The 21708-nt window shown below is 62.9% G+C and carries 17 protein-coding genes; 8 read left to right on the forward strand and 9 right to left on the reverse strand.

Annotation, left to right across the window (positions count from 1 at the left end; translation table 11 throughout):
• Positions 1–419 (forward strand): hypothetical protein (locus ACFFWD_RS41995; RefSeq protein ID WP_376975276.1); only part of this gene is annotated, 419 nt, incomplete at its 5' end.
• A gap of 77 nt (positions 420–496) precedes the next feature.
• Here the strand turns inward: ACFFWD_RS41995 and ACFFWD_RS42000 are convergent.
• Positions 497–1210, reverse strand: a complete 714-nt coding sequence (locus tag ACFFWD_RS42000; RefSeq protein ID WP_376975277.1) for a TetR/AcrR family transcriptional regulator — start codon at positions 1208–1210, stop codon at positions 497–499.
• Positions 1211–1458: 248 nt separating this feature from the next.
• On the opposite strand from ACFFWD_RS42000, the gene ACFFWD_RS42005 reads away from it, so the two are divergent.
• From ACFFWD_RS42005 to ACFFWD_RS42020, 4 genes are all read left to right on the forward strand, one after another.
• On the forward strand, positions 1459–2076 hold the full coding sequence (locus tag ACFFWD_RS42005; RefSeq protein ID WP_376975278.1) for a hypothetical protein: 618 nt from the start codon (positions 1459–1461) through the stop codon (positions 2074–2076).
• Positions 2077–2291: 215 nt separating this feature from the next.
• A complete protein-coding gene (locus tag ACFFWD_RS42010) occupies positions 2292–3560 on the forward strand; it encodes an MFS transporter (RefSeq protein WP_376975279.1) in 1269 nt (422 codons plus the stop codon).
• A 28-nt stretch (positions 3561–3588) separates the two neighbouring features.
• Positions 3589–4902, forward strand: coding sequence for a DUF1254 domain-containing protein (locus ACFFWD_RS42015; RefSeq protein WP_376975280.1), 1314 nt, complete (start codon positions 3589–3591; stop codon positions 4900–4902).
• Between the two features lie 155 nt (positions 4903–5057).
• Positions 5058–7175: a hypothetical protein gene (locus tag ACFFWD_RS42020; RefSeq protein ID WP_376975281.1), complete on the forward strand. Its 2118-nt coding sequence runs from the start codon at positions 5058–5060 to the stop codon at positions 7173–7175.
• A 93-nt stretch (positions 7176–7268) separates the two neighbouring features.
• On the opposite strand, the gene ACFFWD_RS42025 is transcribed toward ACFFWD_RS42020, so the two are convergent.
• From ACFFWD_RS42025 to ACFFWD_RS42035, 3 genes are all read right to left on the reverse strand, one after another.
• Positions 7269–7703, reverse strand: coding sequence for a gamma-glutamyltransferase (locus ACFFWD_RS42025; RefSeq protein WP_376975282.1), 435 nt, complete (start codon positions 7701–7703; stop codon positions 7269–7271).
• Complete coding sequence (locus ACFFWD_RS42030; RefSeq protein ID WP_376975284.1) at positions 7649–8896, reverse strand: glycosyltransferase family 4 protein; 1248 nt, start codon at positions 8894–8896, stop codon at positions 7649–7651. Before ACFFWD_RS42030 ends, ACFFWD_RS42025 begins: the two co-directional genes overlap by 55 nt.
• Positions 8897–8973: 77 nt before the next feature.
• On the reverse strand, positions 8974–11424 hold the full coding sequence (locus tag ACFFWD_RS42035; RefSeq protein ID WP_376975285.1) for a 3-keto-alpha-glucoside-1,2-lyase-like domain-containing protein: 2451 nt from the start codon (positions 11422–11424) through the stop codon (positions 8974–8976).
• Between the two features lie 303 nt (positions 11425–11727).
• On the opposite strand from ACFFWD_RS42035, the gene ACFFWD_RS42040 reads away from it, so the two are divergent.
• On the forward strand, positions 11728–12699 hold the full coding sequence (locus ACFFWD_RS42040) for a hypothetical protein (RefSeq protein WP_376975286.1): 972 nt from the start codon (positions 11728–11730) through the stop codon (positions 12697–12699).
• Between the two features lie 207 nt (positions 12700–12906).
• Complete coding sequence (locus ACFFWD_RS42045) at positions 12907–13452, forward strand: AbfB domain-containing protein (protein ID WP_376975288.1); 546 nt, start codon at positions 12907–12909, stop codon at positions 13450–13452.
• Positions 13453–13817: 365 nt separating this feature from the next.
• Here the strand turns inward: ACFFWD_RS42045 and ggt are convergent, their stop codons facing one another.
• The 3 genes from ggt to ACFFWD_RS42060 all read right to left on the reverse strand — a co-directional run bounded on the left by ggt (position 13818) and on the right by ACFFWD_RS42060 (position 18409).
• On the reverse strand, positions 13818–15554 hold the full coding sequence (gene ggt, locus ACFFWD_RS42050) for a gamma-glutamyltransferase (RefSeq protein ID WP_376975289.1): 1737 nt from the start codon (positions 15552–15554) through the stop codon (positions 13818–13820).
• A gap of 920 nt (positions 15555–16474) precedes the next feature.
• A complete protein-coding gene (locus tag ACFFWD_RS42055; protein ID WP_376975290.1) occupies positions 16475–17962 on the reverse strand; it encodes an amino acid permease in 1488 nt (495 codons plus the stop codon).
• Between the two features lie 141 nt (positions 17963–18103).
• A complete protein-coding gene (locus ACFFWD_RS42060) occupies positions 18104–18409 on the reverse strand; it encodes a BA14K family protein (RefSeq protein ID WP_376975291.1) in 306 nt (101 codons plus the stop codon).
• A 264-nt stretch (positions 18410–18673) separates the two neighbouring features.
• Here ACFFWD_RS42060 and ACFFWD_RS42065 point away from each other — a divergent pair, with 264 nt between their 5' ends.
• Positions 18674–19888: an acyltransferase family protein gene (locus ACFFWD_RS42065; protein ID WP_376975292.1), complete on the forward strand. Its 1215-nt coding sequence runs from the start codon at positions 18674–18676 to the stop codon at positions 19886–19888.
• Here the strand turns inward: ACFFWD_RS42065 and ACFFWD_RS42070 are convergent.
• Positions 19854–20396, reverse strand: a complete 543-nt coding sequence (locus ACFFWD_RS42070) for a c-type cytochrome (protein WP_376975293.1) — start codon at positions 20394–20396, stop codon at positions 19854–19856. The genes ACFFWD_RS42065 and ACFFWD_RS42070 overlap by 35 nt on opposite strands.
• Positions 20383–21660: a sulfite dehydrogenase gene (gene soxC / locus ACFFWD_RS42075; protein WP_376975294.1), complete on the reverse strand. Its 1278-nt coding sequence runs from the start codon at positions 21658–21660 to the stop codon at positions 20383–20385. Before soxC ends, ACFFWD_RS42070 begins: the two co-directional genes overlap by 14 nt.
• Positions 21661–21708 lie beyond the last annotated feature (48 nt).

Genomic DNA, 21708 nt, shown 5'->3' on the forward strand with positions numbered 1-21708 from the left:
GAATCCCTTTCTTCCGATTTGGCAACTACTTGCAGACGCCCACATGCGATTCCCCTGCCCCCAATATGGGCACTGAAGCGCTCGACCTGGTCGGTCAGGCCGCGGATTTGTTCCGCAGCATCGAAGACAGGGCTCGTGCGAACGAAGCCCGCGCCGAGGCCGCCGAGCAGGCCCAGCTCGACATCATCAACGCCACCGAGCGCAAGCTGCGAGACGCGGCCAGGGCTCTGGACGAAGCGCGAAGGCGCATCGAAGCCCAGCAGGAGCAATTGGAGGCGATCGAATTTCGCGCCCAGGCCGCCGAAGCCGAGGCACGTGAAGCGAGGCAGAGCCTGGCGCTGATCGAAGACGCGATTCGCAGGCGGCTGCTCCTCACGGACGCGCAACAGGATGGCGGCAGGTCGACGGCCGTCGCCTGAAACGAGCCCGGCCCCGCCTCGAATCACTTCGGCGAAGCCACGTCCGCGGCTGCTAGCAGGACCACGGCCTCCAACGTCTATCTCGGGCACTCCGTTTCCACCTGTCGCAAGGCCGCGACCAACAGCAGCCTGAGGCAATCCTTCGCTTCAGGAGTGCTTCGGCCCGGATAGGTGCGAAGCGACTGCCACATCTCCCAATCGACAAGGGTGGCGATCGCGACGAGCCATTTCCGCCGCGCTTCCGCCGGCAGCTGGTCGAGCTCAGCGGCAAACCACCGGTCGACCACGTCGCGAAAGCCCTTGCGCACCCGGAGACGATGTTTTTGCAACAGCGGCGAGGTCTCGATCATCGCGTTGGAGGCCCGACGATGCGGCGTCATTTTCTCGAGCGTCTCGGTTCGCATATCGATGAACTGCGTGATGCGGGTCTCGATTGCGCCCTGCAAGATGGGTTTCGAAGGCGGAGGCTCGATCGGCTCCGGCGTCAACTCCTCGAGCACCGCGCGCGTGAGCTGCCCCTTTTCCGGGAAATGCAGGAAGAACGTCCGCATCGAAACGCCGGCGCGTTCGGCGATCTGCTGCGACGAGGGCCTCAACGTGCCTTCATTCTGAAGAGCGATACACGCGGCGATGATATTGCCTCGGGTAATCTGGGCGCGCTGTCGCCGGCCGTCGACGGGCTCGGCAGGGGAATCAGCGCGTGGCGAGCGTGAAACCATGCAACCGTAATCCTTCAAGGTTTGATCTCTCTTAGCAAAATCGGGCGAGAGACAATATTCGCAGGCTGCCATTCAGCGCGATTTTTTGTGAGCCTCACGCAAGCGACGTCGCGCCCGGTCGGCCACGGCCCGCTACGGCATAACGCTCCCCCACCTGTTCACGACCTCCCGGCGCTTGACGCCGCCCGCATTATTATTGCATAGATTTATGTAATAATAATGCGGGCGGACGGACGTGCCCTTCGGGCGGTGACGATAGCCGCCGCCCGTCCCTCGGCACGACGAACGATGTCCGAAGCCGGACGACAAGGGAGCAGCCATTGCCAGACATGAACTATCGCGTGCTGCGGTTCGACGAGCTCGCTGTCGAACGCAATCGCGGCGAGGACATCGCCAACGCGATCAAGGCCGACGGCCCTCCTCCCAATGCCCACGTGCTCGGCATCTTCCTGCCGATGATCGGCGTTTCGAGCAACGTCATTACCGTCGCGACCAACTGGACTGGCGAGCCAGCGCCGCATTCTTACAGGAACGCGCAGATCCTCGACGTCCGCAGCCGCGTGTTCGACACGCTGGCGCGCGGACAGGCGCCGTGCTCCGCCGACGGCATCTACACCCACCGCTGGTTCGTCGTCGCGCCGAGCCAGGTCCAGGCCCTGACGGAGTTGAGCGTCGCGGCGTGGCGATCGTCGGAAGCCGACACCGGGATGCGCATCGCAGGCTTCTGGCGCGACCGCCAGGCAAACGCGAATGGGGAGGCGGTGGTGCTGATGATCGTCCACTATCCCAGCCTCGCCGCGTGGGACGAGAGCCGTTACTGGAAGCCCAAACCGACGCACCAGGCTCAACCGAACCGCAGCGTCTGGGGTGGACTGTTTGCGCAGCGTCGCGACATCCTGCTCGATTCCTGGGTCACGGTGCATCGACTGGCGAGGTAACGCCCGACACGTCGCCGGCGGCTTGACATCGCCCAAACGGCAAAATTATAACTGCATAAAGATATGCAAAAATATTTCGGGAGGATCAACGTGTCGTTCAGCGGCAATCGAACATCGCATATCGGCCCGCCGGCAGTGGTTTCCGATCGCATCCATCGCGTCGACCTGTCGATCCAGCGTTCAGCCTTCAACGTTTGCGCTTGAAGCGGGGCAGCATGGCGCGTCAGGTCATAAGCCCGAACTGGAGAGTCGTGATCGGCTCGGGGGTCGGCATTTCTTTCGGCGCAGCGCCGATCTTTACGGCGGGCTTCGCGCTGCTGACCAGCGCAATGGCTCGTGACTACGGCTGGAACCAGACCGAGTTGGCCCAGGCCGCGACCATCGTGCTGTCAGCGACGATGGTCGCCTATCTGTTTTGCGCCTGGCCGCTCGATCGTTTGGGATCGCGCAGATTCGCGGTCACCAGCATCGCCCTGTTCGCCATATCCCTCGCCATTCTGAGCCAGGTCGGAAGTTCGTTGCCGCAGTTCTATCTCGCGGCCGCATTGTTCGGCTTTGTCGGAGCGGGAACGAATGTCGTGTCCTATGCGAGGGCGATCTCCCGATGGTTCGATCAGAAGCGCGGTCTGGCCCTTGGTCTGGCCGCGAGCGCACAGGCCGGTGGAAGCTTTGTCGTGCCGTTGGCCGCCCATTGGATCATCACAAGATACGGCTGGTCGACGGCCCTGCTCGCATTTGCCGCATTCGAGGTCGTCGTCTGCCTGCCGCTCGTGGCGTGGCTGGTGAAGGACAGTCCGCCCGCCGGCAGCCCAGCGCCGGATGACGGCGGCCGGCGGCAAATGATCGAGACGCAGGCACCAGAGATCGGCCTGGGTGCCGCGCAGATCATCCGCTCCCCGATCTTCTGGAAGCTCGCGGTGTGCTTTGCCGTGATCGGAATGTCGTTCTACGCGATCGCGCCAAACATCATGTACATCCTCACCAGGCGCGGAGACGTCACCGCTGCCGATGTTGCCTGGATTCAGGCGATCGGCGCGGTCGCCGCGTTGTTCGGGCGAATTGTCGTCGGATATCTGCTCGACCGGCTGCACGCGCGCATCGTCGGCATCCTGACCGTGCTGCTCATGGCGCTTTCGATGCTGACCAATGCAGCTGCGAGCGGGGTTGCGTCCATGGCCCTCGCCTCGATTCTCATGGGCTTTGCGATCGGCGGTGAAGCTGACCTCATGCCTTACCTGGCCGGGCGTTACTTCGGCACGCACTCCGTCTCCAAGGTCTTCAGCTGGCTGCTGTTTGCCTTCTGCGTTGGTGCCGCCATCGGCCCGGTCGCGTTCGTCTGGCTTTCGACCTTGAGCCACAGCGTGATTGTGCCGTTGCTGCTGTTGTCGGCCCTGCAGATCATTTCCATTGCGTTGTTCCTGTCGCTTGGCCGTTATCAGACGGTTCCCGAGCCCGCCCTGAGCCTTGCCGTCGCACTGTCATGATTGAGCCCGGCCAACGGCACGACGGCGTGTGCGCATCGATACCCGGTTTGGAGTAAGTGACATGAGCCACAGCAAGTTGCCTCCGAGATCCACATCCAATGGTGCATCGACATCTCGGCCCGCCGCGCCGGACATCAGCCTTGCCGAGGCCGCCGGGGAAGCCTTTGTCTACGCGTTGCCGTTGATCGAGATGGCGGCGTTGCGTCGTCGCACAAAGCAGCCGAACAGTCTTTCCCATCAAAGAGCCCTGCTCGACCACACCCACCGCTGGGTGACGACGCCGAACAACGACACCCTGTATTCGATTGCATGGCTCGATCTGACCAAGGGGGCTGCGCGCCTGACGATTCCTGCGACGGGCGACCGCTATTTCTCCGCCGCGCTCATGGACATGTACACCAACAACAACGCGGTCCTCGGCACCCGCACGATTGGAAACGCGGGAGGCACGTTCACGATCGCCGGGCCGGGCCAGACCAGCTCCGGCGCCGACGTGGTGCGCATGGCCACGCCGCATGCATGGCTCCTCATCAGAACGCTGGTCGATGGCCCTGCCGATCTTGATGCCACCCACCGGGTTCAAGACGGCTTCAGACTTGAAGGTGCGCCCGGAGGCGCGCTCGACGAGCACGCGGAGCGCAATGCGGCCGCGCCGGAATTCTTCGCCAGCGTGCGCAGCTTGATGGCGTCGGATCCGCCTCCGGCAACGGACGTCGCGGTGCTGCGTCGAATCGCGGCCGTCGTTGGCTTGACGGCGCCGACGGCGGCGGAGGCCGAAGCCGTTGCCGATGGCCTCGCCAGGGCGCGAGCGGCACTGCTGTCCAACGGAAGACGGCCGATATTCATCGACGGCTGGAGCTATCCGCGCGCGTGTCTGGGCAATTTCGACCAGGACTATCGCTATCGCGCCGCCGTGGCCTTGTGGGGCATCGGCGCGCTGCCGGTGGCCGAAGCCATGTATATGCGGGCCGCGGGAAATCTGGAGAACGGGTTCTTCGACGGCGCGGCCGACTACCAGCTTCATCTGCCGGCGAGGCTGCCGTTGAGCGGCTTCTGGTCACTGACGATGTACGAGGCGGCCGACGACAACCAGTTGTTCCTCGCCGAGAATCCGCTGCGGCGCTACGCCATCGGCGATCGCACGAAGGGCCTCCGGCACAACGCGGACGGCTCGATCACACTCTGGATCGGCCGCACCGATCCGGGCGGCGATCGAACTGCGAACTGGCTACCCGCGCCGAAAAGCGGTCCGTTCAGCCTGATCATGCGCTGCTACCTTCCGCGCAACGAAATGCTGGAAGGCCGGTGGCGGCTGCCTGCGATCCAGGAGGTTCGGACCTAGCATTTTCGGTTCTGATGGAATCAGAACCGAAGCTCGAGATTCTTGTTTTCACGCGTTTTCTTCACGCGAACCGGTACCCACTTCGCTCGAAAACGCTCTGGCGCATTTGACGACCCGGACGGAGAGACCGGTCAACGACAACATTGGGGGGCGTGATGATAAGGACGAGGGTGTTTCCTGGCGCAATCGCCGGGCTGTTGTGCATGCTTGCCGCGGCGCAGGCAGCGGATCAAGCGGCCGACAACATTCGCAATGCACCGAAGAAAGCCTTGAAGAAAGCGGCGCCCCCCGACAAGCCGTTCTTCCTGATCAACGACAACCGCATCACCTTCTCGCAGTTTTCGGGAGGTGTTCCCGGTTACGCCGCGAACGCCCAGAGTTCGACGCTGGCCTTCACTCATTTCGACGCCTGGGCTTACGGCACCAACAGCTTCTCGCTGTTGATGTCGAAATACGACCACCGGGCGCCCACCGCGCCGTGCCTCGGGGCGGTGCTCGCTCCGACCGGACAATGCGCCGGCGGAGTGGCGGAGCTAGCGTCGATCCGCAGCACATTCGGGTGGAACGAACTGTTCGATACCCATCTATTTTCAGCCGGCCCGCTGACCAATATCTCGTTCCTCGTCGGGGGAGACGCTTCGGTCGCGAACATCTTCACCGCGTCCAGCAACTACGATGTCCTTGCCGGTTTGCAGTTCGCCTTCAGCTTGCCGTACAAGGGCTATTTCAACATCAGTCCGATGTACTTCCAGAGGATGCAGCACGGTGCGCAGCTACATCCCGCGAGCTTCGGCGGCGCTCTTTCCATGCCACCTCCCTATCCCGGCCTTCCCGATGGCGTGATGCACTTCTCTCCGACGTGGGGGCTCGATTTCAATTACTATATGGATCTCGGTTTCCTGCCCGAGAACCTGCAATATTTCTCGATCAGCGGCCGCGCATCGATCCGTGGTCCGGACGGAAACGGCGGCTACGGCCCCTATCCCAGAAGCCCGCTCAGCAACCGAACCACCGCCTACGCCCTCGAACCGGTCCGCTTGACGCTCGACGCGGGCAAACTGTTCTGGGGACCGAGCTATGCGCACCTCGTGGACGTCTGGGCGGCGTGGCGATACGACAGAAACATCAGCGGCTATGCCGAGGCCTATGACACGTCCTGCGTGACCAAGAATGCCTACAACGGCAGCTGCTCCAGCAACGGTATCTACTACGGTGTGACCGCGAAACTCGGCGCGGCCGTGCCGGGGACACCGGCCCTGTCGCCCTTCGGCACGCCGTTCTTCACGAGTGTCGACAACAGGTTTACGTATGGCGTGCTGCCAAGCGCGACCTCTCCCGGTGAGACTGCGAAGACCGAAAAGCAGGTCTACGCCTTCACCCACACCGATAGCTGGGCCTACGGCACGAACCGCTTCTATGCCGAGTTGTTGAAGTCCGATCATCGGGATCCGGCCTCGCCCTGTTCCGCGGTCTACAGCCATCCGGCATTTGGCGTCAGCGCGCCCTGCTCCGGCACGATGGAGATCAACGCCGCGCTGCGCAGCACCATCGGACTCAACGAAGTCTTCAACACCACGGCCTTCAGAGCCGGGCCGCTGCGAAACGTCTCGTTTGAAATCGGCGGCGACGGACGAACGACGCTGAGTTACTCGGCCCCGGCCAAGGAGGCCATCGTCGCCGGCCTGCAGTTCGCGTTCGATTTGCCGTTCAAGAGCTACCTGACCGTCGCCCCGCTCTACTATCAGGAATGGAATCACTCGGTTTATGCGTATCCGAACAATGCCGGCAACAGCCCCCTTGGCGTCGGAATATACGGCAGGCCGCCTTATGTCGGCGTCATGCCCGCCGGCTATACTGGGACGATCGACGGCAACCTGCACTACAATCCGACCTGGGCGCTGGAGGTCGACTACGGCAGCGAGCTTGATTTCCTGCCCGAGAGCCTGCGCTACTTCTCCATCAGCGGACACGTCGGCATCTACGGGCCCAAGGGCAACGGTGCCTATGGCCCCTACAGCCTTCCGCCAAGCTGGAACACCAGGACGGAAATCAACGCTGAACCGATCCGCCTGAGCTTTGACGCCAGCAAGGCGCTGTGGGGAGAAAAATACGCGCACTTCGTCGAGGCCTTCGTGGCGTACCGCTACTGGCAGAACAAGTTCGGGTTCGACGGCGGCAACCCCACTAACAGTGTCTGCTTCTTTGCCGACGGCACGAGCAACAAGAGCTGCACCGAGCAGACAATCTATGCGGGCATGACGATGAAGTTCTGACCGGCGGCCGAGCGTCCCGTTCGGGCGCCGCGCCCGACCGCCGGGCGATCCATGTGCGACGCATGCGACGCGGCTACTTGCTGGATGACTCGCTCAGTAGCCCGCGGCCAGCCCACTGCCGCGGCGCGGGTCGTTCGCCCCGTAGAAGCGATTGTTGCCAACCGGCTTGCCGCCAAGCGACGGCGCGCCGACGATGATGACCGCCAGGTGATTGGCGGGGTGCGGTGGACCGAACTTGTGGCCCATCCCTTCCAATATTTTTCGCGTATCCGGCGACAGCGCGTAGTCCTCCAGATTGGTCAGGTCCGGCAGCCATTGCTGGTGAAAGCGCGGCATATCCACGGCTTCCTGCGCGTTCATGTTGTAGTCGATGGCGTTGATCATCGTCAGCAGCACCGACGTGATGATGCGGCTGCCGCCCGGCGTGCCCACCACCATGACTGGCTTGCCGCCCTTGGTGACGATGGTCGGACTCATCGAGGAGAGCGGACGCTTGCCCAGGACGATTGAGTTGGCCTCTCCCTGCACCAGGCCGTAGCCGGCGCCACGCGATGCCCGGCCTGGTTCGAAATGGCGTCGTCATAAACCAAAAGCATTTTCTCGACGACTTTGGGCCATAACCATGCTTCGCGGACGGCGGCAGCGCCCGCCGCGGCCAAACGAACCCGCAAATTGCGATCCCGCGACAATTCGAGGATTGCCAACGCAAGCGCATCTGCGTCACGCGCAGGAAAGAGAAGCCCCGTTTTTCCGTGGTCGAGGATTTCGGCCGGACCTCCGATCGCTGAAGCGGCCACCGCCAACCCATTGATCATGCCCTCCAGCACGACCATGCCGAACGGCTCGTACCAGCTCGGCACCACCAGTATATCGGCGGCACGATACCACGCGTTCAGCTGACCAGGCGTGAGCCAGCCGGTGAATTGGATATTGGGGCGGAAACGGTGGAGACGTTCCGGAAGCAGCCACGCCTCCATCTGCGAACCGGGACACCCACGGTGTCCGCCAGCGAGCACAAATTTTACCTGAGGCGCCTCGTTCAGGACGATTTCGATCGCCTTGATCAGCTCCCAGATTCCCTTTCGATCCACAAAACGTCCTGAGAACAGAACCACCGGCGCGTCGCGGTCGCCGCGCTTTGCTCTCCGAACCGGCTCGACATCCTCGATGCCATTGCCGACGACCCGGATCCTCTGGTCGACACCGGGACAATATTCCTCGAGAAGGTCGCGCTCGCTGTTTGTGAGGCTGACCACGCGATCGGCGCCATAGATCACAGCCTGCTGAACATCCCATTGGCCGATGCATTGCGGTGGTCCCGCGCCGATTTCGTATTCGGCGCGATCCAGGGAATGCACTGTGTAGACCAGCGGAACACCCAGAACCCGGCGCAGGTGCTCGGCAATCGGCCATATCCAGAATGAATGGAGATGAAGGATGTCGGGGCGCCACTTCGCGGCAATGGCTGCAATCGTTGCCGGATCAAGAAACCACGAAACCTCGAATATCGTCACTCCATAGGCGCGCCGTCTTCGCTTCCTCGCAACCGCGGATGCGAGCGGCCTGAATTGACCGTAACTGGATCCCGAGGTCGGCCCGAACAGGAGAACCGCGGTTTCGACGCCGCTCTTCGCCAACGCCTTGACCAACCCACCCGTCGCGGTCCCCAGTCCCCCATATATGACGGGCGGAAATTCCGTCGTGAGGTGAAGAACACGCACTGCCAACGCTCCGTGCTTCGCTTCGGTGAACCTGATGTCCCCTGAACGCGAGGCCGTGACAGCGTTCGCCCAACGGTCTACGGCAACCCCTGAATTTCGATCTTGCGAAACAGCACCCGCCCGGTGTGGGTCTGCAACCCAATGAAACGCGATCCGGCATCGGCCTTGCCGCGTGTCGGGTCCGGGTTGACGAAATCCGTCTTCTGTTTGCCATTCAGGAAGACGGTGAAACGGTTATCCCTGACGAGAATCTCGAAGCTGTTCCACCGCCCGGCACCATTGGCCACGACCGTCTCGTCAAGCGTCTGATTGGCAATGTTGTAGATCGCGCCGGTGGTGCGGAATTTCTTGTCGACGTTCTGGCCCGGCGGCGGGCTGCCCCGGCCAAGCGCATCGATCTGCACCTCGAATCCGAAATCCACACCGATGAAGGCCCTGTTGTCGTAGTGGATGTCCGGAGACGCCGGATCCGGAAACCGCAGGAAGACGCCTGAGTTATCGTCGTCTCGCGAAGCCAGCCACTCCAGCCTGAGCACGTAATTGACGAAATCGATCCTGGTGTAGAGCAAACCAAGGTCCGTGCCCGGCGCGGACTCCAGCCCGGCGTCGATCAGATGAAATCGGCCAGGATCGTCCCTGCCCGGCTGGTTGGCGATGGTCGACATCTTCCATTTCGCCGTCGACCGGCCGTCAAACAGCAACTGGAAACCAGGATCGGGCTGCGGCAACGGTCGCTTGAGAAAGTCGCCCAAACGGCGCGCGAGCGCGGTGCCGGTCAGCATCGGGTTTGGCGAACCGAGGGCGGGAAACGTCGCGGGACCGGCCACAAATGCGTTCGAGACATGATGAAATCTGCAATCTTCGTTCGTCACCGAGTTGCCGGAGAGCGTACCCATCCAGAGCGGCCCGGCTTCATGATGGGTTGTGCCCATCGCATCGCGCCGGCTACCGAAGGGCAATTTGGTTGAGGCCGCATCAGTCGGGGGCAGCGTGAAGATTTGCTTGGGTGTGCCCTGTGGCGGATCAAACACCTCGTAGGGGACGCCGTTGGCAAACACTTTCGCCACATCATCGGCAGCCTCATCCATCGCGTTCCAGAGATCTTCATCGCGCTGCGTCCGGTTGATCTGTACGGAAGCGCGCAGTCCGAACTCGTCGAGATGCTGCGAAAGCGTGATGTTGCTCGCCGGGTTGAGCGTGCTCATTTCCCCGATACCGCGAATGGTGATGACGACATTGTCGTCATTGGTCTGGCGCAGGGCGTCCAGCTGATCGACCTCTGGTACCTTTTTGAACAGTTCGGCTTCAGAGTCCGTCGTCGGTTTGTCCAACCCCGATGCGGTGATCTGTAGATGGAAATAGCTGAAGTCGTTCGGCGCGTGCTGAAACCGGCCTTTGACGAAGAGAGCCGACGAAGCCAGTGCCTGCGGCAACCCGGCCGGCAAGGCGCTCCGCGGAATCCGGATCGTCAGGTTCGAGCGAAGATGGGCGATGAGGTTCTGTCCCATCAAATTCGTATTGGGAAGATTCGGAAACGAGGTGAGTGCAAGGCGCGTACTCTCGATCGTGCCAAGGGCAATGACCACCACGCCGTCATCGGGCACGGGCACAGCCTGCTCCATTCCGAACTGCATGAGGAGCACGGCCGTGACCGCCGTCGTGCCGTTCCTTTGCGTGGTCACGAGGCGCGTGACGTGGACGTCGGGCACGATCATTAGCCGCTTCTTGACGTCGTCGCCGCCCGATCGCGTCTGCGCGACACGGGATGCCTCCATCAGCAGCGGCGCCGAGCTGAATTTGTTCATCGGAAAGAAGCCCGGCCGTGGCGCGCTTCCCTGCACCGCGAGCGGGGCTTCAAGCTTGAGCTCATCAGGCGGATTCGGCCCGACCCCGCTCAGATGCAGCGGCAGCTGGTTCAGCGGAATGGCATGACGGACCTTCCCGTTCATGATCCCGGCCGCGAGCGTTGCCCTTAGCGCGGCATGCAATTCACCATGCATGAAGTCGTTGGTGACGTCGGTCCCGATCTGTCGCGCGGCTTCGTCAAAATACTGCGCCTTGAGTTGGGCGACGACGTTCGGAGGCCACTTGCCGTCCATCTCCTCGTCGAGCAGCCGAGGCGACCACCCGCCGAAAAACAGCGAGCGGCCACCGACCGCGTAGGCCAGCCCCGGGAATTTGTCTTTCGGGTCGGAGTCCCAAGGCAGCCCCCACATCTCCATCGGTTGCGACTGCAAGGGCAGATTCTGAAAGTGCTCGGGCAACGAATTGCGTCCGGCCTCCAGCACCAGAATCCGATAGCTGTTGGTCTCGTCCGCATACAGCAGATGCTGCGCTAGGACCCCGCCGAAGCTTCCGCCTCCGATGATGATCGCATTGAATGGCCTGGCGTCGCTTTGCGGACTGCCGTCGAGCCGCTGGGCGTTCTTGTCGGTGCTGTGCATCGCTTCATCGAAGCCGTTGCACATGTAGCGACCGAGAATGTCCATTGTGAAGTCGGTCAGCTGAGCTGTCTTGCTCGTCGCCATGTCCGCACTCCAAATAAATTTAAAAATGTACTATATTCCAATTGTCATTTATGGTTGTAGCACAAATTCCACGTTGCTAGAACGGGAAAAGCTGACGACGCGTCAAACGCGGCGTTCGTTCGTATCGACTAGGACAAGCATCCTTACGGATCGCTGCGCACGATACTCAGCTTAGAGGTGCAAGCGTCGCATCAAGTATGGCGCACCTCACATTGCGTGTATTTTTTTATCGATCTCTCTGTGGTGGTGCATGTATCCTGATGCGCGGCGTCAGAGCAACTGCGGCTTTGGAGAGCGCCCGCGATGAGTTGGTTCGGGAGAATGCTAGGCAAGCGCGATGACTCCGATCTCGGATACACGTCCGAGGAGCGGAAGATCTTCGCGTCCAGCTTCCGGATCGGCTGGACCGTCGTTGCGTTCGGTATCGCGGGTTTGGCCGCGATGGCCCTTTGGGCGGATGGGGCACGAACAGCCGCCGAAGTCCGCTTCACCGCGTTCTTCGGCGCCGATCTTCTGGTCGCTGCGGCCTCCGCGTCAGCCGGGGCACTTCTCGGCTTCGTCTTCGGCATTCCGCGCACGCTCGATCCTGCGGGCCGGGCCGCGGTGGCGACGGCGACGTCGCAGGGCGGCGCCGGCGCAGCATCAAATGCCATTATGGCCGCCAACACCAACCTGGAACGCATTTCGGATTGGCTGACGACCCTTCTGATTGGTGCAACGCTCGTGCAGATCAAGGACCTCGCGGCCTGGATCGGAGGTCTTGGCAAGGGATTGCTCCAGGGCGGCGCAACAGCCAACGACGCCATCATCCCCGTCATCGTCATTTATTTCTTCGCGCTGGCCTTCCTCGGCGTCTATCTGATCACGCGTCTATATCTCACGTCGGCATTCGTTCAGACCCTTGGCATGCTCGCCGGAGCGCCTGTCGGCTCCGATCCCAAGGTTTTGACCGACACGCTCGACGCAGCGCTTGCCTCCGGAAAGTTCGAGGACCTGCGGTCTGCTCTCGTCGCGTATGACGCAAGCGCCCTGCTCGAGGCCGACCGGGCCAACCCCCAGTTGAACGCACGATTGGCGCGCGTGGCCGCGCAATCCATCGCGGCCGGAACGCCGACTGGACGGATCGGCAATCCGGTCGCCGAGCTCAAGGCTTTCGTGATCCGGGCGACCGCCGACCCCATCAGCAAGGCCAGCCTGAAAGCCGATCTCGATGCGCAGAAGATCACGACAAGAAACGTGGTTCTCGACCGTGAGCTCGGCGCTTTGCTGACCTAGGACGCGCACTCATAAATTTCGACCAATGTCCGCTTCGCTCCGATAGCGACCGCCTTTGTGCTGGCGCAGCAAATGACGCGATGGGCCAAACTCGGACGGGGTCACGACCGAGCGTGCAATGCACGTGTGGGATGCTTCACATACCGATAACTCGTTTTGCGGTAAGCTAGATTGTGTTTCCAATTGGCAAACAAGGAGACAAATCCCATGGATCCGAAGTTGGTCAAACCCACATTCTTGAGCCTGCTGCTCGTAGCATCGCTGCTCATTCCGCAATATGCATGGGCGGCTGAGAAATCCTTTAAATCCTTGAATTTCCCCGATCGCTTCATTCGCCACAGAAATTTTTTGATGTTCGTCGAACCGGCCACCAACGCCCTTTCAATCAATGATTCTGCGTTCAGAGTAGTATCGGGGCTCGCTGGCAGTTGCCATTCGTTTGAGTCTCGAAACTTTCCGGGCTTTTTCATAAGGCATCAAAATTTCAGGCTAAAGCTCAACAAGTTCGAAGATCAGGATTTGTTCAGGAACGATGCAACCTTCTGCATTAGACCGGGACTTGCCAACGCGAGTGCCAGATCGTTTGAATCGATCAACTTTCCCGGCCATTTCATGCGGCATCAAGATTTTGAGCTTCGTATCCAACCAAACGATGGTAGCGAGCTTTTCAAGAAGGACGCCACGTTCTTTGAAGAGAACGCCGGAGTTCCCTTTGGCGATGACAACGTTGCCATTCCCGCACCGAGAGAATAGCTGCGACTAGCTACCAGGTCGGCGGTATCTGCGCAATTCTCCGCCGCCGACTTGGAAGGAAGCTGCCGCATGAAGCGTACATAAGATCAGCCGATTTAAGTGCTGGTCGACCGGTTGGACGTTCCGCAATACCGCATAGCGTCCCGACACAGCAACTATGGGGCGCGAGATGTCCGCTCGGGGTCATTTTCGACAGATTCAGCAGGGATTGTCGTCTGGTTGATGTCTGCTTTGTCCCGAAAGCACCGTCCAGCTTGCGTCAATCGGGCTCTGGTTGCGCGTTAATGAGTCCGCGCCCGAGCCACGCTGCTGCTGTCGGCGATACCCGAGTCGTTGCCCGAGCTGCGGCCCGTCGTGGCCCGCGATCAGTAACCCGCGGCCAGCCCACTGCCGCGGCGCGGGTCGTTCGCCCCGTAGAAGCGATTGTTGCCAACCGGCTTGCCGCCAAGCGACGGCGCGCCGACGATGATGACCGCCAGGTGATTGGCGGGGTGCGGTGGACCGAACTTGTGGCCCATCCCTTCCAATATTTTTCGCGTATCCGGCGACAGCGCGTAGTCCTCCAGATTGGTCAGGTCCGGCAGCCATTGCTGGTGAAAGCGCGGCATATCCACGGCTTCCTGCGCGTTCATGTTGTAGTCGATGGCGTTGATCATCGTCAGCAGCACCGACGTGATGATGCGGCTGCCGCCCGGCGTGCCCACCACCATGACCGGCTTGCCGTCCTTGGTGACGATGGTCGGGCTCATCGAGGAGAGCGGACGCTTGCCGGGAACGATCGAGTTGGCCTCGCCCTGCACCAGGCCATAGAGATTCGGTACACCGACCTTGGCGGTGAAGTCGTCCATTTCGTCGTTGAGAAGAACACCGGTTTTCGCCGCGGTCACCTTGGCGCCGAACCAGTCGTTCAGGGTGTAGGTCACCGATACCGCGTTGCCGTTCTTGTCGGCGATCGAATAGTGGGTGGTGTTGCTGCCCTCGTGCGGCGCGACGCCCGGCTTGAGGTCCTTGGACACGGCGGCCTTGGCCGGGTCGATCACGGCGCGGAGCTGCGCGGCGTAGTTCTTGTCGAGCAGACGGTCGAGCGGATTCTTCACGAAGTCCGGGTCGCCCAGGTAGCTGTTGCGGTCGACATAGGCATGGCGCATGGCTTCGATCTGGTAGTGCACGGCCTGCGCGGAGTGGTAGCCGAGATCCTTGAGCGGATAGCCATCCAGTATGTTCAGGATTTCGCAGATGATGACGCCGCCGGAGCTCGGAGGCGGCGCGGACACCACGTGATAGCCGCGATAATCGCATTCCACGGGCGCGAGCTCGCGGACCTTGTAGTTGTCCAGGTCCTCCTGCGTGATCAGGCCCTTGCCGGCCTGGCTCGACGCCACGATGGCGGTGCCGACCCAGCCCTTGTAGAAGCCGTCGGTGCCCCGCTTGCTGATCTCGCGGAGCGTCTCGGCGAGCTCATGCTGCGTCAACCGCTCTCCGACCTGGAACGGCTTGCCATTATTGAGGAAGATGGCGGCGGACGCCGGATCGTCCTGAAAATCCTTGGTCGTCGTCAGCAGCATGTCGACGTCGCCCTGATCCAGCACGAAGCCCTCCTCGGCGAATTGGAGCGCCGGCGCGATCAGGTCCGCGCGCTTCATGGTGCCGTACTTTTCGCGCGCGTATTCCATGCCGGACACCGTGCCTGGCACGCCGACGGCGAGATGCCCCTTGGTGGACAAGCCTTCGATGACCTTGCCGTCCTTGTCGAGATACATGTTGGCCGTGGCGCCCTTCGGCGCTGTCTCGCGGAAATCCAGGAAGGTCTTGCGGCCGTCGGCGAGCTGGATGGTCATGAATCCGCCGCCGCCGAGATTGCCGGCTGCCGGATAGACCACCGCAAGCGCATAGCCGACCGCGACTGCCGCATCGACAGCGTTGCCGCCCCGCTTCAGCACCTCGACGCCGACCTTGGAGGCAAGATGCTGGGCGGCCACCACCATCCCGTTTTCGGCGGCGACCGGCGTAACGGACGCGGCGTAGCTCGGCGCAACGGTGGCGATAGAGATCGATGCGATCGCGGCGGCCATCCACCGCACGCTTGTCCTTGGGCTTTGCATGGGAACTCCTCGAGAACGTCGGGCACCGCAGATCAGGTTGCCCTCAAACCACGTTTCTATCAAGACGCGCGCTTGCGGGCTATGGGTTCATTGTCGGCACGGTGAGAACGAGCGCCACGTCGAGCTTCCGTTTGCCGATATCGATTCCGGCACAGATTGCGGTACGCTTGGCCATCTTCCTCGAGCCTCCCTTGTGATGCGAACCTAAAGTTCGTTCAGCCATGCGGGTCCCGATGAAGTGCCCTCGCCACTGATTTGCCCGTCAGCGCAAGCCCTCGCCGGAAAAATATTTCTGTTTCTCAGAACCAAAAATCGGTGTATGAATTCGCCCGTCTCACCCGATTGAGGGGCGCGTCGCGATCGTCACGGGTGTTGTGGTGAGATGCGGTGGACGCAATGGCTGCACAAGACGAACGCAGCTCGGAGCGGACGGCGAAGTCGTGTGGTCCTGACGCCCCAGTGGCAGGTGTCTCCTCGCAAGACACGAAACGTCCTGCGAAGACGGTGACAAACAAGCCCGGTCTCGCCGGGGAGAGCACGAAATACGCCGTAAAACCATCGCGCAGGGAAAGCCGGCGTGTTTTCCGGTTACACCTGTGGTCCTACCCCCGTGCTTTTTGTTGCACGGGACCCGCGGGTGCGATCGGCACCCGGCTTTCCCTGCGCCCTCTGCGCTTCAAGGAGGGTGGAAAGTGACGCAAACCTCGGACGCATCGCGCCGCGAGATTGCGGCCTCGTATCCCCCAATTGTCATGCCCCGCGCATGCGGGGCATCCGGTACGCCGCGACCTCTCGAGTCAAGCGCTGACGTCTCTGGAATACTGGATCACCCGCATTCGCGGGTGACGACAACGGAGAGCTGTTTGACATTTGAATCCGAGCTATCCCGTCGTCCCGAGCAAGCGAAGCGCGACCCGGGCCTACATCCCGCCCCCCGCCCGCAGCCGGCTGTGGCGTTTGCCGTAGACGGCGTAGATCACGAGCCCGATGACGAGCCACACAGCGAGCCTGATCCAGGTGTCCTGCGGCAGGCCAAGCATCAGGACAATCGAGGTCGCGGCCGCGGCCGGCGCCACCAGCCAGATCGCGGGCGCGCGGAACGGGCGCGGCAAATCAGGATCGCTGACGCGCAGCACGAGCGTGCCGATCGAGACCACGGCAAACGCGAACAGCGTGCCGATTGAGACGAGCTCGCCGACCAGGCCGATCGGCAGCAGGCCGGCGAGCATCGTGACGATCACGCCGGTGACGATAGTCGAGACATGGGGTGTACGAAAGCGCGGGTGGATTTTGGCGGCGAAGGCCGGCAGCAGGCCGTCATGCGCCATGGCGCGAAAGATCCGTGGCTGCGCCAGCAGCATGACCAGGATCACCGAGGTCAGCCCGAACAGGATGCCAAGCTTGATGAACGGACTGAGCCAGCCGATGCCGACGGCGTCGATGCCGACCGCGATCGGATCCGGCACGTTCAGCCGGTCGTACGGCACGATGCCGGTCAGCACAAAGCCGACCGCGACATAGAGCGCTGCGCAGATGACGAGCGAGCCGAGGATGCCGACCGGCATGTCGCGCTCCGGTGCCTTCGCCTCCTGCGCCGCGGTCGAGATCGCGTCGAAGCCGATATAGGCGAAGAACACGACTGCCGCGCCGCGCAGCACGCCGGACCAGCCATAGACGCCGACGCCGGCATTCGGCGGGATCAGCGCGCCCTGCGGATTGCTCGGCGTGACCCAGTTGGCGAGCGTCACCGCGGATGCGGCGCTTGCGAGAAACAGCGCGATCACGATCAGCTTCACCGCGACGACAAAGCCGGCAAAGCGCGCGGACTCGCGGATACCGATCACGAGCAGCGCGGTGACGACGACAATGACGGCCATTGCGGGGATGTTGACGATCGCGCCCGTCGACGTCCATGCGCCGCTGCTGGCGTCGTAGGCAAGCGGCGCTGAGGTGAATTGCTGCGGCAGGTTGAGGCCGAAATCGCGCGCGAAGCTGACGAAATAGCCGGACCATCCGACCGAGACCGCGATCGCGCCCACCGCATATTCGAGGATCAGGTCCCAGCCTATGATCCAGGCGATCAGCTCGCCGAGCGTCGCATAGGCATAGGTGTAGGCGCTGCCGCAAATCGGAACGGTCGACGACATCTCGGCGTAGCAGAGGCCGGCAAAGGCGCAGGCGATGGCCCCGAGCATGAAGGAGAGCGTCACCGCAGGCCCGGCGTTGGCAGCGGCCGCATGCCCGGTCAGCACGAAGATGCCGGCGCCGATAATTCCGCCGATGCCGAGCGTGACCAGTTGCAGGGCCGACAGCGAGCGCTTGAACGGCGGCGCTTCCGCATCGCCCTCCGCGTGCGCCGCCTCCTGCAGCAGGGCGGCCGTCGACTTCCGTGCCCAGATGCTGGCCAAGGTCCGCGAGCCTCCACCATGGGCCCAGGCCGGGCCCGATGGTCGCGTGAGATTATAGCGCATCCCGGACGTGGGCCGCGCGGGTGCCGCAGCGGAAGCCGGCGCGCGATGGCGCTTATCCCCCGCTATGAGCGGTGCCGTCTACTGGCAGGGATGTCGGCGGCCGTCGCGGCCGAGGAAGGTGCCGGAGGCCGGGTCATAGGAATGGTAGCGGGCGCAAGCCGACGCCTCACCCGCCGGCGCGGCGCCATAGGCATTGGCGGGACCGCCCTGCCGCTCCGCCGCGGCCTGCTCCGCACCCCACGGCGTCAACGCGCCGCCATTGATCGCGCTGCGGCCGGGATTCTGCGAATCGAACGCCGCCGGCTCGGAAAACTGGGCAAAAACAGGTGTGAACAGCATTCCCGACAGCAGCACCGCAGCTGCAACGACCCGAAGCCCGGTCATGCGACCTCTCCTCTCGATCAATGAAAACGTGTCCAAAGACGGCGGCGCCGTCCCCGACTGGACCATTGATTGATCCGGCGACGGCAAATTCCGCGCATAGGGACCTGGGACAATCACAAGGCCGCGATGAACCGCAGCCTCGGCGACAACGGCACGGCGCGCGCGGGATGCCCCGCCATCGGACCCCGCGCCGGACTGGCCCTGGTCTTGCTGAGCCGGGGACACGGAGAAACACCTGGACACAACCAGACATTCAGGCGTGCCATGACAGGACAGGCAAGTCCCGGATCGGGTCGATTTGAGGCACTTGATGCATTGCGCGGGATCTGCGCCCTGCTCGTGGTACTGTTCCACATCCCCGTTTACCATGCGCTGAAAGGGACCCAGGCATTCACAAACCTGCAATTCTGCGTCGACATGTTCTTCGCGCTGTCCGGCTTCGTGCTGTGCCATGCCTACGGCCACCGCCTCAACGATCGCGCCGACGGCGTCCGCTTTGCGGTGGCGCGCTTTGCGCGATTGTGGCCGCTGCACATCGTGATGCTGGTGGCATTCATCGGCATCGAGGTGATCAAGGTCGACTTCCTGCGCGCCGATGCCTCGCTGTCGCTGGACTCGGTACCGTTCGGCGAGGGGCACACGCCGTGGGAGCTCGTCACCAATGTCCTGTTCCTGCAGTCCTTCCACCTGCATCCGGGCCTGACCTGGAACGGGCCGGCGTGGAGCGCCGCGGTCGAGTTCTACGTGTCGCTCTTGTTCGCCGCCGTCGTGCTGCTGTTCCCGCAGCGGCGGCGCGCGATCTTCCTCGGGCTGTGCCTCGCCGCCGGCATGGAGCTGTTCGTGCGGTCGCCGCATCAGCTGTTCGTCTCGCAGGATTGGGGCATGCTGCGCGCGATGTTCAGCTTCTTCGCAGGCTGCCTCGTCTACGACCTGCGCCGGCATTCCGCCGGCCGGCTCGCGACGCCGAACATGCTGGAAACATGGAGCGTGCTCCTGGTCGCGGCGTTTGTCCTCACCACGCCGCCGGGCGGGTCGCAGTACCTCTTCCCGCTGCTCGCGGCGATCGTGATCTATGTGTTCTCGTTCGACCAGGGTGTGATCTCGACGCTGCTGCGTTCGGCGCCGCTGCAGCAGCTCGGGCTGTGGTCGTACTCGATCTACATGATCCACACCTTCCTGTTCCAGTTGATGCGGATGACCGCGTCCTATCTCGGCCGCAAGGTCCATGTCGATCTGGTCGTCTGGTTCAATGACGACAAGCTGCTGCTGCTCGGCACGCCCGGCCAGGCGCTCGTGGCAGCGCTGGTCCTTTCCGTGGTGCTGGTCGTGCCCTTTGCCGCGCTGACCTACCGCTGGATCGAGAAACCCGCGATGGACTTCGCCCGTCGCGCCCTCTCGGCCCGCCGCGGCGCGGCGGTTAGCACAACCGTCCTCGGCGCCGCCTTCAGCGGTTATGCACGTCGGGCCGCGGGTCGGTGACGAAGCCGTCGCGGTTCGGCATCGTGACCGCGGCAAGCGTCTTGGCATCGAGCACCGCGTCGGGGGGAACGACGCCGTTGAGATTGAGGATAAAGGCGGACACCGCGTAGACATCCTCGTTGCTCAGCGACTGCGGCGCGTTCTGCGGCATCGCGCGGCGGATGTAGTCGAACAGCGTCGAGGCGTAGGGCCAGTAGCTGCCGACGGTGCGGACCGGTTTTGCCGTCGCCAGCGTGCCCTGTCCGCCGACCAGGCGGTCGCCGAGACCGCCCTGCCCGTCGGCGCCGTGACAGGAGGCGCATTGTTCGCTGAACACGACGCGGCCGCGGGTGACGCTGCCGCTGCCAGCCGGCAGGTTCGAACCGTCGCGGCCGATATCGATGTTCCAGCCGGCGATCTCCGCAGGCGTCGCCGCCCGCCCGATGCCGTAACGCTCCTCCGCCCGCGCGACGCCCGCGACCACGATCACGCCGACGACGAGCGCGATCCTCCATTCAGGCCTGGCCATTGGTCACCTCGCCATTGCCATCGATGCGCCAGGGCCAGATCGCGCTGTTGTGGTAGAAATGATTGGGCCCGCGCACCGCCAGCAGTTCGGCCAGCGTCGGCTGCACGTAATCCGTCTCATCGATGGCACGGCTCTGGATCACCGCGGGCTTGCCGTCCCATTGCCACGGGAAGCGGAAGCGCGTGAGCGCGCGCGTCAGCACCGGCTCCTGCAGGTCGGCGGCCTGCCAGCTCCTGCCGTCATCGACCGACACCTCGACGCGCCTGATCTTGCCGTGACCGCTCCAGGCGAGCCCTGTGATCTCATGGAAGCCGGGCGCGCCAAGCTTCTGCCCGCCGGAAGGACGCGTGATGATCGACTTCGCCTCCATGTAGAAGGAGAATTCGCGCGCCGTGCCGTCGGGCATCAGGTCGGTGTATTTCGAGGTCTCCTCGCGCGAATAGGCCGGCTCGGCCGTGACCTTGAGCCGGCGCAGCCATTTCACGTTCATATTGCCTTCGAAGCCGGGCAGCAGCAGCCGCAGCGGATAGCCTTGCTGCGGACGCAGCCGCTCGCCGTTCTGGCTGTAGACCAGCATGGCGTCGTCGAGACATTTCTCGATCGGGATGCTGCGCGTCAGCGCAGCCGCGTCCGCCCCCTCGGCGACGATCCATTTGGCGCCCGCCTGCAGGCCGGCCTCGTTCAGCACCGTCTTCAGTGGCACCCCGGTCCACTCGGCGCAGCTTACGAGCCCGACGAGATCGGACGCCGTCTTGCCGTAGGGTTTTGTGTAGACCGGATTACCAGAGCATTCGATAAAATGGATCCGCGATTGCGACGGGAAACGCCTGATATCGTCCATCGTGAACACCAAGGGACGATCGACCATGCCGTGCAGCATCAGCCGGTGTTGCGCCGGATCGATGGTCGGCACGCCGCCATGATGGCGCTCGTAGAACAGGCCGTTCGGCGTGATGATCCCATCGAGCTCCTGCAACGGCGTGCGGCTCGCGGCGGAAATATATTGCGGCAGCGTCTTCGAGATGTTCCTGACGACGCCCTTCTCATGGACCGAGGGTGCACCGTAGAGCTGGCCGCCGGTGGGATCACCGGGCACCTTCATCCATTCGGGCACGTTGGGCGGGAGATTGCTATCGGGCTCGGCGAGTGCCTTTGTGCCAGCAAGACCTGCTGCCGCAGAACCTCCTGCCAACGCAGCACCTACCCGAAGAAAATGCCTGCGAGACGCCTCTCGCACGCGCTTGTCCGTCGTCTGTTTGCTCATCGACGTTTCTCTCTGACGTTGGTGTCGCGGCGCAGCCTAACACCAATC

This window comes from Bradyrhizobium erythrophlei, assembly GCF_042430365.1.
GTDB lineage: Bacteria > Pseudomonadota > Alphaproteobacteria > Rhizobiales > Xanthobacteraceae > Bradyrhizobium > Bradyrhizobium erythrophlei.

Coding starts and splice junctions, on each gene's coding strand:
- ACFFWD_RS42000 (WP_376975277.1), bottom strand. CDS start 1,210: ATGGCAGCCTGCGAATATTGTCTCTCGCCCGATTTTGCTAAGAGAGAT.
- ACFFWD_RS42010 (WP_376975279.1), top strand. CDS start 2,292: ATGGCGCGTCAGGTCATAAGCCCGAACTGGAGAGTCGTGATCGGCTCG.
- ACFFWD_RS42020 (WP_376975281.1), top strand. CDS start 5,058: ATGATAAGGACGAGGGTGTTTCCTGGCGCAATCGCCGGGCTGTTGTGC.
- ACFFWD_RS42035 (WP_376975285.1), bottom strand. CDS start 11,424: ATGGCGACGAGCAAGACAGCTCAGCTGACCGACTTCACAATGGACATT.
- ACFFWD_RS42040 (WP_376975286.1), top strand. CDS start 11,728: ATGAGTTGGTTCGGGAGAATGCTAGGCAAGCGCGATGACTCCGATCTC.
- ACFFWD_RS42045 (WP_376975288.1), top strand. CDS start 12,907: ATGGATCCGAAGTTGGTCAAACCCACATTCTTGAGCCTGCTGCTCGTA.
- ggt (WP_376975289.1), bottom strand. CDS start 15,554: ATGCAAAGCCCAAGGACAAGCGTGCGGTGGATGGCCGCCGCGATCGCA.
- ACFFWD_RS42060 (WP_376975291.1), bottom strand. CDS start 18,409: ATGACCGGGCTTCGGGTCGTTGCAGCTGCGGTGCTGCTGTCGGGAATG.
- ACFFWD_RS42065 (WP_376975292.1), top strand. CDS start 18,674: ATGACAGGACAGGCAAGTCCCGGATCGGGTCGATTTGAGGCACTTGAT.
- ACFFWD_RS42070 (WP_376975293.1), bottom strand. CDS start 20,396: ATGGCCAGGCCTGAATGGAGGATCGCGCTCGTCGTCGGCGTGATCGTG.
- soxC (WP_376975294.1), bottom strand. CDS start 21,660: ATGAGCAAACAGACGACGGACAAGCGCGTGCGAGAGGCGTCTCGCAGG.